Here is a 12,320-nt window from a genome sequence, read left to right on the forward strand (position 1 = left end):
TCAGCGAGCCCGAGGAGCAATGACCTTCTTCTTCGGAGCAGGCAACAGCCCTTCACGCTGCATCTGCTTGCGCGCCAGTTTGCGGGCGCGCCTGATCGCCTCGGCTTTTTCGCGGGCGCGCTTTACCGACGGCTTCTCATATGCGCTGCGCGCCTTCATCTCCCGGAACAGGCCTTCACGCTGCAGTTTCTTCTTCAGAACGCGAAGCGCTTGATCAACATTGTTGTCTCTTACAAGTACCTGCAAAATATCTCCTGACGCGGCAAAGCCACTATTTCTTGATCTTGATCGTATTCACGTTGATCCACGAACTACCAGATGGAAGCGGTGTCGCGGTCGATGCCTTCGAGACATCCACGGAACCCTCATGACTGATATCGCCATGCGTAATGCGGCGCTCGCAATTCTCACCGTCAAACTGGACGCGATATTGCGTCAGCCCGTAGGCATCCGGCAAAACAGCGACGATCCGGCATGAGCCATTGGTTTCGCCGAAGCGAAATGCACCACTCTTCAAGACGACCACGTCGCCGGCATCATAACGGTGCTTGCTCATCATGACCTCCAAGGGTCAAAACAAAAGGCCGGAGTTTGACGCCCGACCTCCGTTTATCATCAAGCCTTTCGCGTGCCAGTACATCCGTGGTCACGCGAGGGCGATGACATATTATTCTGCGCGCAGGTTGTCTGCGGAGCTTTTGCCGGAGCGATTGTCCTGCACGAGCTCGTAGCTGATCTTCTGCCCGTCGTTCAGACCGCGCAGACCCGCACGCTCCACGGCAGAAATGTGCACGAACACATCCTCGCTGCCATTGTCCGGCTGGATAAATCCGAAGCCCTTCGTGCTATTAAACCACTTCACTGTACCAGTGCTCATAACGATTTCCTTTCAATCGCTGTGTAAGCCGGTTGCCCGGCGCTAAATCGACGATGAGAGAAAATCAAGAAGAGCCGTTAGGCTGCCGACGAGAGTCGCTAGCAAGGTTCGATAAAATCTAAAATAGCGATTAATGGGCCAACAACAAGGCATGCGCGAAAATAAAGGCTTTGCATGGAGATTGCGGGGGCCTTGCTGCACGACGCCGACTGCATAGGAAGCTCAGATCACCCTGCGCAGAGAATTGGCTAAGGATGGAGCTTGATCATGTAGTCAGCATAAGCGGCGATAAAATGCTGTCGCGCGGTCTCGGCGTCTCCCCTGCAGCGCAGGACCGACTGACACGCCCACACGGCAGACAAATAAGATCGCCCGGACTGAAAAACGAAGTCGTTACGCAGGTAATTCAACGCCTGTCCGGGACCATTTATGGCGACCGAATTTCCACTGCGCCTTGCTACCATGACGGGATATTCCCATCGTGTACGAAAGTCGATTTGGATAACGGTGAGCAATGCATGATCCTTCCATGGCGTCGACCGAATATGCTCCAAGTCCAAACGGAGATTGTCGATCGCCGGTGTCTTCCAAATGCTTCCAGGCGATAAATTCACGCCTGATCTCAAGCGCGCGAGCAGACCTGGATTGTGTGGTCCTGCAGATGGCCACCTGTCCGATGCGGAAAGATCATTGCGCGCCGGGAGACTGATACCCCGACAGCCAGGCATCATAGCGCAGACTGCTCTGGTCGAGGATGTACGGGCAGGCCCGGTTGTCGAGGAGAAGGGTACCTGCCTGCTTGCCCTCATCGACCAATTGATCTCTGTATGCGGCACTCATACCGTCCGCGAACTCGCGATAGCCCTCGACCCAGGCAGAGAGACGGTAGTTGCTTTCGTCGCTCAGATAAGGGTTGGCACTCAGGCCTTTTCCATCCTCAGCGTCCCGCCACCCATCGTCGAATATTGCCTGCAAATCGTGAGAGGTATGGCGCAATTGAGCCTCCCGCCTGGAGCGAGAGCCCATCTCATCCCTCAGCCGTCGCTGCTCGTTCCGACACGACGATCAAAGTGAGATAGTGCAGCATAGGCGAATGTCGAGCCTCGAAGGTCAAATCGGCCTAAATCATCAGCCGCACGTCAATCATAAACCCGCTTCAGATTGGCCACGCAGTCCAGTTCTTTCAACTGCGAAAGAAGTTGGTTGAGCTGACGCAGGTCCCAGACCTCGATTTCCATCGCGATCTCGGAAAAGTCGTCGGCGCGGTTTGAGCCCATGGACATGGTACGGATATTGATGTCGAGCGCACCGATCGTCGTGGCGACGGTTGCAAGCGTGCCCGGTTCATTGATCGTGTTGATCTCGATCTTGGCCGGGAAGCGCGACTTGTTGGCTTCGTCGAGATCCCAGCGGACATCGATCCAGCGTTCCGGCTCGTCGTCGAATTTCTGCAGCGCAGGCGCCTGGATCGGATAGATGGTGATGCCCTTGCTCTTACCCGCATCCATGATGCCGACGATCCGATCGCCGGGGACCGCGCCGCTCGGGGCGAAGCGCACCTGGGTATTGGTGGCAAGGCCGCGGATCGGCAATAGGGTCGCCACGAGATCTGCTGCCTGGGCGTTTTCCAGATCGGTCTGGGATTTCGCCGGCAGCTTGAACATCATGCCGGTTGCGCTCGGGACGTTGAACCAGCCCTGATCGGCTGCCGGCTTCACGGTTACGCGTTCGTCCTTGTAATCCGGGAAGACGGCGCGCAGCACGTCGAGCGAAGAAAGCTCACCGCGACCGACAGAGGCGATCGTATCCTCGACATCCTTCTGCGCCAGACGATGCAGCGCCGGCTTCAGCGCGTCGCGGGAAAAAGTCTTGCCGGCGCGTTCGAAGGTGCGCTCCAGAATGCGGTGACCGAGGCCGGCATATTGCTTGCGGATCGCCATGCGTGTGGCGCGGCGGATCGCCGAGCGCGCCTTGCCGGTGACGACGATCTCTTCCCAGGCAGCCGGCGGAACCTGGACGCCGGAACGGATGATCTCGACTTCGTCGCCGTTGTTCAGCCGGGTTACGAGCGGCATGATACGGCCGTTGATCTTGGCGCCGACCGTGGTGTCGCCGATGTTGGTATGAACCGCATAGGCGAAGTCAATGGGGGTTGCACCGCGTGGCAGCGCGATAAGCTTGCCCTTCGGGGTGAAACAGAAAACCTGGTCCTGGAACAGTTCGAGCTTGGTGTGTTCGAGGAACTCTTCGGGATTATCACCCTCGGCCAGCGATTCGATCGTGTGGCGCAGCCAGGAATAGGCGTTGCTCTCCTTCGGCAAAAGCTCGTCACTCTTGGCCGGTCCCTTGCCTGCAACAGACTGGCCGTCCTTGTAGAGCGTATGAGCGGCGATGCCGTATTCGGCGATTTCCTGCATCAGCTGGGTGCGGATCTGCAGCTCGATACGCTGGCGGGACGGACCGACGATGGTGGTGTGGATCGAGCGGTAATCGTTCTGCTTCGGGTTCGAAATATAATCCTTGAACCGGCCAGGAACGACGCGCCAGCGTGTGTGGACGATACCGAGCGCCTTGTAGCAGCAGGCAACGTCGTCAACGATGATCCGGAAACCGTAGACATCCGAGAGTTGCTCGAAAGAGAGCGACTTCGACTGCATCTTGCGGAAGACCGAATAGGGTTTCTTCTGCCGTCCCTTGACGAAAGTTCCATTCAGGCCGTTGGCGACCAGAAGCTCGCGCAGTTCATCCTCGATCTTCTTGATCAGGCCCTCATTACGGGCGGACAGATCCGCCAGGCGCTGCGTGACCGTCTCGTAGGCTTCCGGATTGATATACTGGAAGGACAGGTCCTCCAGTTCGTCACGCATGTCCTGCATACCCATGCGGCCGGCGAGCGGCGCATAGATATCCATCGTCTCTTCGGAAATGCGTGCCTTCTGCTCGGCCTTCATGTGGTCGAGCGTGCGCATGTTATGCAGACGGTCGGCGAGCTTCACCAGCAGAACGCGGACGTCATCGGAAATGGCGAGCAACAGCTTGCGAAGGTTCTCGGCCTGCTTGGCCTTTTTCGACACGAGGTCGAGGCGTTTCAGCTTGGTCAGGCCTTCGACGAGCCGACCGATATCCTCGCCGAACAGTTCGTCGATCTCGGCGCGGGTGGCTGTCGTGTCCTCGATCGTGTCATGCAGAAGCGCGACCGCGATGGTCGACTCATCGAGATGCATGTCGGTGAGGATGGCCGCTACTTCGAGCGGATGGGAAATGTAGGGATCACCGGAGGCGCGCTTTTGCTGGCCATGCTTCTGCATGGCGTAAACATAGGCCTTGTTGAGAAGAGCTTCATTGGCGTCGGGCTTGTATTTCTGCACCCGCTCAACAAGCTCGTACTGCCTCATCATTCCCGGAAATGCCCTTCAAATACGGTGTGGCGACAAAAGAAAATGGCGCGCCAACCATCGGTTAGCGCAGCCATCATTATTGAGACAACCAGATTAGGGCGATAGGATGAACGATACCTTGCCGCAGCGCACTATCGTTCCGATCGGAGCGATTATTCCGACCGTTTTATCCGCGCCAAGCGAATATCGGTTGAAATCCGCTCAGGCACACTATGCCGATCAGTAGTCGTCGCTCTTTTCCGGCGGGACCAGACCTTCGATACCGGCCAGCAGTTCTTCTTCCGACATCTGGTCGAAATTGACGGTTTCCGGAGCATCTTCATCTTCAACGTCGGAGGCAACCGATACACCGCCAGCGGCAATCAGAGCTGCCGGATCGGGCTCGGGCTCGTCAACTTCAACATGCTTCTGCAGCGAGTGGATCAGGTCTTCCTTCAGGTCGTCGGGAGACAGTGTCTCATCGGCAATCTCGCGAAGAGCGACGACGGGGTTCTTGTCATTATCGCGGTCGATGGTGATCGCAGCACCCTGCGAAATCTGGCGAGCGCGATGGCTTGCGAGCAGAACCAGCTCGAAACGGTTGTCGACTTTGTCAATGCAATCTTCTACTGTGACACGGGCCATTGCCTGTCCTTTGCGGTCCTGGATTTCCGGAATTGATACGCCCGATACAGCCATCGGACGGGAAATTCAAGTTTTTCCTAAACCCGGGGCCAATCGAGTGGTGAGTTACGGGGCGTTTACTGAGGAGAAAACGCTCCATTCGAAGGCGCAAAGCACTGACAGCATGATCTCTGTCAAAGCCTGGCGGCGAAGAAACGGGTGAGGTTCACCTGTTTATCCGGATACCAAATCCGGCAAGCGCTGCGCCCGAGAACTCGTAGTCGAATGGTCCGCGCCTTGGACATTAAGACTAAAGTGCTTGGGATGGAGGAATATATTCAATCAGCACGTGCTTGGAATATTGCGAATCGTAACTTACATGACAGATATATGAATAGTTCGTAATGTAAGAATTATTCCGATATCGTCGGTACATATTTCGTTTTACCGATCTGCTCGGAAAACGGGCATAAAAAGGGATGGAGACATATGTTTGACCCGAGAGAGAAAATTGCTCTCTTTATCGATGGCGCGAATTTGTACGCCGCCTCAAAAAGCCTCGGCTTCGATATAGACTATCGAAAGCTTTTGAAGGCTTTCCAGAAACGCGGCTACCTGCTTCGCGCCTATTATTACACGGCGCTTATCGAAGACCAGGAATATTCCTCGATCCGCCCGCTGATCGACTGGCTGGACTATAACGGATACAAGGTCGTGACCAAGCCCGCGAAGGAATTCACGGACAGTCTTGGTCGTCGCAAGATCAAGGGCAACATGGATATCGAACTGGCCATCGATGCGATGGAACAGTCGGAAACCGTCGATCATCTGGTGATCTTCTCCGGCGACGGCGACTTCACCAATCTGGTGGAGGCGTTGCAGCGTCGCGGCCGTAAGGTTTCGGTCGTCTCGACGATGCAGACGCAACCTCCGATGATCGCCGACGACCTACGCCGTCAGGCCGATCACTTCATCGACCTGATGACGCTGAAGGCGGAGGTCGGCCGCGACCCGAGCGAACGCGCGGTACGCCCGACCGAGCCCACAGAGCCGGCCGACGCGTAACTGTCGAAGCAGACATAATCAGAAAAATAGGCGCCCGTTTTTCGGCGGCGCCTATTTTCGTTTCGGGCTAGAAGAGTGTCATGCTGTTTCAACGCCCTTCCGACGACATTCTTTATGATGCGCTGATCGCCCGCGATCCTTCCTATGAAGGATTTGCCTGGGTGGCCGTGAAGACAACCGGCATTTTCTGCCGCCTCACCTGCCCTGCCCGCAAGCCGAAGCGCGAGAATTCAACTTTCTATGAGACGATCGCCGAATGCCTCGAATCCGGCTTTCGCCCCTGCAATCGATGCCGGCCGATGTTGAAGCTTGGCGAGACCGATCCCGTGGTCACAAGGCTGATCGATGCACTCGATGCCGATCCGATGCGGCGCTGGAGCGAAGGCGACGTGAGCGCCTTAAGCGTCGATCCATCCACCGTTCGACGTGCGTTCAAGCGGCAATTCGGCATGAGTTTTCTGGAGATGGCACGCCTGAGACGAATGGGCAAGGCTGCGGAAGTGCTGAATGACGGCGCCAATGTGATCGACGCCCAGCTCGATGCGGGTTACGAATCCGGTAGCGGCTTTCGTGCCGCGATCGCAAGACTGTTCGGGGAAGCCCCGGCTAAGCTGCGGGGCAAGGCCCTGCTGCGTGCCGACTGGATCGATACGCCGATCGGCCCGATGATCGCGATCGCCGACACGCATGCCCTGCATATTCTGGAATTTGCCGAGCGCAAGGCGCTACCCGCGGAAATCCGCAGGCTGCAGAAGGCGAGCGGCAGCGGTATCGTCATGGGACGGTATCCGCCGATCGACGAGATCGAAGCGGAGTTGAAGACCTATTTTTCCGGCCAAAACAAGGGGTTCAGGACGCGGTTGGCCGAGCACGGCTCGTCGTTCCAGCGAGAGGTGTGGCAGGCGCTGCGGGAAATACCGGCCGGTGAGCTTCGAACCTATGGAGCACTCGCGGCCGACATGAACATGCCCTCCTCCACCCGCGCGGTTGCAGGCGCCAATGGCGCGAACCAGATCGCCATCGTCATTCCTTGCCACAGGGTGCTTTCAGCCGATGGCAGCCTGACCGGTTATGGCGGCGGCCTGTGGCGCAAACGCTGGCTGATCGAACATGAACGCCGAATGGCGGAAGGAGTTGGCGGGCGGCAACCCGGCTACCCGGCAGGCACCGCGGTGCGCTGATCTCCGTTTGACTGCGGACGGCTGCCCGACTTTGTCGCCCGGAAGATGGCCTCGACCACGAGCGACAGCGGCAGGCCGATGAAGAGCGGGATAAAGAAATAGATCACCCGGAAGGCGACCAGCGAGCCGATCGATGCCTGATCGCCCATGACATGCCGGACTGTCGCCTCCAGCACACCGAGGCCGCCTGGCGCATGGGTGATGAGGATCGCAACATTGGCGAGCACGAAGGCGGTTGCAGCCTTGAGGTAACTGACATCCGCACCTGCCGCCATCACCTCACGCAGGCAGGCCGAGACAAGAGCGAAGTTGACCGTGCCGATGACCACTTGAGCGACGGCAATTTTCCAGGTGGGCATCTGGAACGTCCAGTTGCGGATTTTCAGCGGCGCCCGCAGGAAGGCGGCAAGCGCGATGTAGAGTGCCGTTGTGGCAAGGCAGCCTGCGCCGATGGCAATCACGACCTCTTGCCTCAGGCGCAGTACCGCGGCAGCATCCTGCGGGTTGATCACCATGACGATGCCGGCAAGCACAGCAATGCCGAGCCCTACCGTGACGCCAGAGAGCAGCACGATCTTCGCCACATCTTCAGTCGTCATGCCCCAGTGGGCGTAATACCGATAGCGCAGCGCACCGCTGCTTAGGCCCGACATGCCCACGCTCTGGCCGATGGAGAGCGCGATGAAAGACGCGAGCGCGATTTTAGGATAGGGCAGATCGTTCTTCACATAACGCACGCCGCACCAGTCAAAGCCGGTGAGGCAGAGATAGGAGCCGAACGCGAAGAGGAGCGCCAGAGCCAGATTGCCAGCTGAGATATCGCGGACCGACTGGACGATCTCGGAGAACGAGTGTTCGCGAAAAACCTGGTAGAGGAGCCAGGCGGCAAGGCCGAAGCCCACAACCAGCATCAGGTAGGTGAAAAACTGCTTCTTCGTCATTATCCGCTTACCCGCATGAACGTGCGGGGAAACGGCGGGGGATGAGTTTGGTTCCGGTGGAGGTTTATCTCGGCGCCAGCTTCAACGCCTTATCTGCCTGCCAGCACCTTCTGCCCGCAGGCGGGGAAAAGGACCCAAGCCACGCCGTTACCGTGCGCCGCAGATCTCGAACAGGGCACGTTCCCTTCGCCCCGCTTGGGGGCAGAGGGTCAGCGATTACGCCGAATGCGCATTTGATCAGTCTCAGCCGTTCTTCAACAGCCGCGACTTCTGCCGGTTCCAGTCGCGTTCCTTCTCGGTCTCGCGCTTGTCGTGCAGCTTCTTGCCCTTGGCGAGCGCGAGCTCCAGCTTGGCCCTGCCCTTTTCGTTGAAATAGATTTTCAACGGCACGAGCGTCATGCCTTCGCGGTTGATGCTGTTACGCAGACGACCGATCTCACGCTTCGACAGGAGCAGCTTGCGGCGGCGGCGCGGCTCGTGGTTGAAGCGGTTGGCCTGCAGATATTCAGGCAGGTGGCTGTTGATCAGCCAGATCTCCTCGCCTTCGTCCGACGCATAGGATTCGGCGATATTGGCCTTGCCGTCGCGCAGAGACTTCACCTCGGTACCAGTCAGAACCAGGCCTGCCTCATAGGTGTCGATGATCTCGTAGTTGAACCGGGCCTTGCGGTTTTCCGCAACGACCTTATTGACCACGCGCTGGCTGCCTTTGGGTGCCATCAGACGAATTCCATTCCGCTTAGAGCGTATCCGCTTTTCTTCGAAAGGCGAAAAGGCTCCAATACTCTGTTTGACGCGATTCCGGACACAAAACCGTTCCCACTTTTGCTGGAATTGCTTTTCCAAATAAGAACCCCGCCCAAAAGCAATGAGCGGGGTTAAGCATTGATATAATGCGGTCAGGACCGAATGTGAAGCTTATGCGTCAGCGACTTCGAGCGCCAAGGCAATGCCTCAGTTCAACAGGCCTGCATGGCGCAGCGCCGCATCGATTGCGGCTTCGGTCGCAGGCTCAAGCTCGGAGACCAGGGGCGAGCGCACGGTACGCTCCATGCCGCGCAGCTTGCTCAGACCGTATTTGGCGCCACAGAGACCCGGCTCCATGAAGATTGCCTTGTGCAGCGGCATGAGACGATCCTGGTATTCGAGCGCCTTCTTGTAATCTCCGGCCAGCGTCGCCGCCTGGAATTCGGCACAGAGGCGCGGCGCGACATTGGCCGTGACCGAAATGCAGCCGACACCGCCATGCGCATTGAAACCGAGCGCCGTAGCATCCTCGCCGGAAAGCTGGATGAAATCGGTACCGCAAGAGATGCGCTGTTCCGAGACGCGCTCGATCTTGCCCGTCGCGTCCTTGACGCCGACGATGTTCTTATGCGCCTTGGCGAGCTTGCCCATGGTTTCCGGGCTCATGTCGATAACGGAACGCCCCGGGATATTGTAGATGAAGATGGGCAGGGAAACCGCATCAGCGATTGCCGAGAAATGGGCGAAAAGCCCCTTCTGGGTCGGCTTGTTATAATAGGGCGTGACGACAAGCAGAGCATCGGCGCCGGCCTGTTCTGCGTGCTGTGCGAGCTCGATCGCTTCTGTCGTATTGTTGGAACCAGCACCAGCAATGACCGGCACGCGCTTGGCAGCGACCTCCACACAGAGTTCGACCACACGCTTGTGCTCATCATGGGAAAGCGTCGGCGATTCACCCGTCGTGCCGACCGGAACGAGGCCCGAGCTGCCCTCTGCAATCACCCATTCGACATGATCTGCAAACGCTTTTTCATCGACAGCCCCGCCAGTGGTGAACGGCGTTACGAGCGCGGGGATCGATCCCTTGAACATGCAAAACTCCCAATGGCCGCAGTCCATGCTTCGGCCGTAATCAATGACTAAGGTGGCGCACCATAAAGCGGAGGCAGATCGCCGACAAGCGCAAAGCTCACGGGAAACTGATCGCCGGCCACCGCTCATTGATGCGTATTTTAGAGGTCGTGGTAAGGTTTCGTTAATGCCGCCGGAGCCTAATGGGAGAACCCGATAGGGGTATATGTCTTTTTCGCGAGTCGCCGGATGAAGAAGCCCGCTCTGATCCTCACCTTAGGATTGGGTGCAGCCAGCATATCGAGCCTTGTGCTCGCCCAGAGCGGTGGCGCTGGCAGCGGCATCGTGCCGCTTCCCTTTGCCCGGCCGAACGCACCGATGAGCGCGCCTGTGCCAACGCAACCGGGCTCCCAGGCTATCCCCACGCCAACCGCCATGCCCATTCCCGAGATTACCGGCTCCATTCCAAGGCTCGACCGACCGCTCGCATCTTCTGCACTCAAAACCGGGCTCGACGCGCTTTCCGGTAATGATGCGGCGCAGGCGATTGCTGCACGCGACAGCCTGCCGGCAGGCTCGCTCGACCGCAAAATCCTCACCTGGGCGATTGCCAGTTCGGGAATGAAGGATGTGCCCTATCGCGAGATTGCTAGCGCTTCACGCGAGCTGACCGGCTGGCCGGGGCTCGGCGGATTGCGCGAGCGGGAAGAGCGCGCGCTTTATCGCGAAAACCCGCCTGCTGCAGCCGTGCTTTCCGCCATGGGCAATTCACGCCCGCAGACGCCGGAAGGTGCAATGATCCTTGCCCGCGCGCAGGCGGCAGCTGGGAAAACCGCTGAGGCCGCCCGGACCCTGCGCGGTCTATGGTCTTCCGAGACACTCGATGTGGCGACCGAAGACAAGCTGCTTGGCGAATTCGGCGGGTTGTTTACCGCAGCCGATCACAAGACCCGCATGGACTATCTCATGTATCGCGGCCGCGTGGCGCAGGCGAAACGGTTTTCCAGTCTCGGCAATGCGCAGTCGCTTTACAACGCGTGGGCGGCCGTTGCGAATAATGCCAGGAATGCCGATGCGCTGATCAATGCCGTTGCAGGCTCGTGGGCGAGCGATCCCGCTTATCTCTTCGCCAAAATAGAATATGCAAGGCGGCAGAACGATTATGCCGGAGCGGCAAAGCTGCTTGAGCGCATACCGCGCGATCCGGCAAAACTCGTCTATCCAACGGAATGGTGGAACGAGCAACGGATCGTCTCGCGCGGGCTTGCGGACCTAGGTCAGTTCAGCGCCGCCTACAGACTGGTCGCAAATCATGTGGCGCAATCTACAGTCGACCGCGCCGATGCGGAATTCCATGCTGGATGGTATGCGCTGAGGGCACTTCAGGATCCGGCGACGGCCGAGACGCATTTCCGCAAGATTTACGAAGCTTCCAACCGGCCGCTTTCCGCGTCGCGGGCGCTCTACTGGCTCGGCCGATCGGCTGAGGCTGGCGGACCGGGAGAGGCGCGTAACTTTTATGAACAGGCGGCGCGTTATTCGGGCACGTTCTATGGGCAGCTGGCTGCAGCCAAGCTCGGCAAATCGGCGCTCGACGTAAGTTACCCCTCCCCCACGGCGCAGGACCGTGAGCGCTTCGCTTCGCGTGAGGTGGTCCGTGCCATCGCGCGGCTTGACGCCGTCGGCCATGACCGGCGATCAGCAGCACTTTATGCGGCACTCGGCGAGCAGATCGACAGCCCGGGCGAACTTTCGCTTTTGACCGCACGCGCGGAAGCACAAGGCGACCATGCACTATCGCTGCGAATCGGCAAGTCGGCCTTTTCCCGCGGTGTCGATGTGGCGGCACTCGCCTATCCTATCGGCGTCATTCCGGCCGGCGCCGATATTGCCGGTTCCGGCAAGGCGCTTGCCTATTCGATCGCAAGGCAGGAAAGCGCATTCAACCCGTCAGCCGTTTCCGCAGCGAATGCTCGCGGCCTTCTACAGCTTTTACCCGGGACGGCACAGGGCGTTGCCAAGCGGCACGGGATGAGCTTCAAGGCGGATCGGCTGACCGGTGACGCTGGTTACAACGCCACGCTTGGCGCGCATTATCTCGGCGAGCAGATCGACGCTTTCGGCGGCTCCTATGTACTGACCTTCATAGCTTACAATGCCGGACCGAAGCGTGTGCCGGAATGGATTGCTCGTTATGGTGATCCGCGTGGCAAGTCGCTCGAAGAGGTGATCGACTGGGTTGAACGCATCCCCTTCCCCGAAACGCGCAACTACGTTCAGCGCGTCTTGGAGAATTATCAGGTCTACAAGACCCGCCTGGGGCAGAAGGCCGATATTGTTGACGATCTGCGCTTCGGCCGGCGGTGAGACCGAGAGCCATAGACAGCCGCGCCTCACCCCGGTTCTCGAACAGTTCGATAGTAGGATACCCTGATAA

General features: G+C 58.6%; 13 protein-coding genes. 3 read left to right on the plus strand and 10 right to left on the minus strand.

All coding sequences use genetic code 11. The annotated features are described in order from the left end of the window. From rpsU to rpoZ, 7 genes are all read right to left on the minus strand, one after another. Positions 1-246 (minus strand): 30S ribosomal protein S21, encoded by a 246-nt coding sequence (gene rpsU / locus JZX87_RS15045; protein ID WP_148145475.1) that lies wholly within the window; start codon positions 244-246, stop codon positions 1-3. A gap of 25 nt (positions 247-271) precedes the next feature. Continuing rightward, the gene (locus JZX87_RS15050) at positions 272-556 is read right to left on the minus strand and encodes a cold-shock protein (RefSeq protein WP_206826498.1); all 285 of its coding nucleotides are present in this window, start codon (positions 554-556) and stop codon (positions 272-274) included. Between the two features lie 111 nt (positions 557-667). Then, positions 668-877: a cold-shock protein gene (locus JZX87_RS15055; protein ID WP_148145477.1), complete on the minus strand. Its 210-nt coding sequence runs from the start codon at positions 875-877 to the stop codon at positions 668-670. A 248-nt stretch (positions 878-1,125) separates the two neighbouring features. Further along, positions 1,126-1,608 (minus strand): DUF982 domain-containing protein, encoded by a 483-nt coding sequence (locus tag JZX87_RS31795; protein WP_353654200.1) that lies wholly within the window; start codon positions 1,606-1,608, stop codon positions 1,126-1,128. After that, on the minus strand, positions 1,565-1,873 hold the full coding sequence (locus JZX87_RS15065) for a hypothetical protein (RefSeq protein WP_206826502.1): 309 nt from the start codon (positions 1,871-1,873) through the stop codon (positions 1,565-1,567). The genes JZX87_RS31795 and JZX87_RS15065 overlap by 44 nt, the downstream gene beginning before the upstream one ends. A gap of 143 nt (positions 1,874-2,016) precedes the next feature. Further along, the gene (locus JZX87_RS15070; protein WP_206826504.1) at positions 2,017-4,275 is read right to left on the minus strand and encodes a RelA/SpoT family protein; all 2,259 of its coding nucleotides are present in this window, start codon (positions 4,273-4,275) and stop codon (positions 2,017-2,019) included. Between the two features lie 219 nt (positions 4,276-4,494). Then, on the minus strand, positions 4,495-4,899 hold the full coding sequence (gene rpoZ, locus JZX87_RS15075; RefSeq protein ID WP_148145480.1) for a DNA-directed RNA polymerase subunit omega: 405 nt from the start codon (positions 4,897-4,899) through the stop codon (positions 4,495-4,497). Positions 4,900-5,367: 468 nt separating this feature from the next. On the opposite strand from rpoZ, the gene JZX87_RS15080 reads away from it, so the two are divergent. Next, the gene (locus JZX87_RS15080) at positions 5,368-5,943 is read left to right on the plus strand and encodes a LabA-like NYN domain-containing protein (protein ID WP_112511088.1); all 576 of its coding nucleotides are present in this window, start codon (positions 5,368-5,370) and stop codon (positions 5,941-5,943) included. A gap of 80 nt (positions 5,944-6,023) precedes the next feature. After that, a complete protein-coding gene (locus JZX87_RS15085) occupies positions 6,024-7,124 on the plus strand; it encodes a bifunctional transcriptional activator/DNA repair enzyme AdaA (protein ID WP_206826506.1) in 1,101 nt (366 codons plus the stop codon). Here the strand turns inward: JZX87_RS15085 and JZX87_RS15090 are convergent. The 3 genes from JZX87_RS15090 to dapA all read right to left on the minus strand — a co-directional run bounded on the left by JZX87_RS15090 (position 7,097) and on the right by dapA (position 9,904). Then, complete coding sequence (locus JZX87_RS15090) at positions 7,097-8,065, minus strand: lysylphosphatidylglycerol synthase transmembrane domain-containing protein (protein WP_206826507.1); 969 nt, start codon at positions 8,063-8,065, stop codon at positions 7,097-7,099. The two genes, JZX87_RS15085 and JZX87_RS15090, sit on opposite strands and share 28 nt — an antisense overlap. 243 nt (positions 8,066-8,308) lie before the next feature. Further along, positions 8,309-8,785 (minus strand): SsrA-binding protein SmpB, encoded by a 477-nt coding sequence (smpB, locus tag JZX87_RS15095; RefSeq protein ID WP_148145483.1) that lies wholly within the window; start codon positions 8,783-8,785, stop codon positions 8,309-8,311. 234 nt (positions 8,786-9,019) lie between these two features. Next, positions 9,020-9,904, minus strand: a complete 885-nt coding sequence (dapA, locus tag JZX87_RS15100) for a 4-hydroxy-tetrahydrodipicolinate synthase (protein WP_148145484.1) — start codon at positions 9,902-9,904, stop codon at positions 9,020-9,022. 228 nt (positions 9,905-10,132) lie between these two features. Here dapA and JZX87_RS15105 point away from each other — a divergent pair, with 228 nt between their 5' ends. Next, positions 10,133-12,250: a lytic transglycosylase domain-containing protein gene (locus tag JZX87_RS15105; RefSeq protein ID WP_206826509.1), complete on the plus strand. Its 2,118-nt coding sequence runs from the start codon at positions 10,133-10,135 to the stop codon at positions 12,248-12,250. Positions 12,251-12,320 lie beyond the last annotated feature (70 nt).

The organism is Agrobacterium sp. Ap1, assembly GCF_017313375.1.
Taxonomy (GTDB): domain Bacteria; phylum Pseudomonadota; class Alphaproteobacteria; order Rhizobiales; family Rhizobiaceae; genus Neorhizobium; species Neorhizobium cellulosilyticum.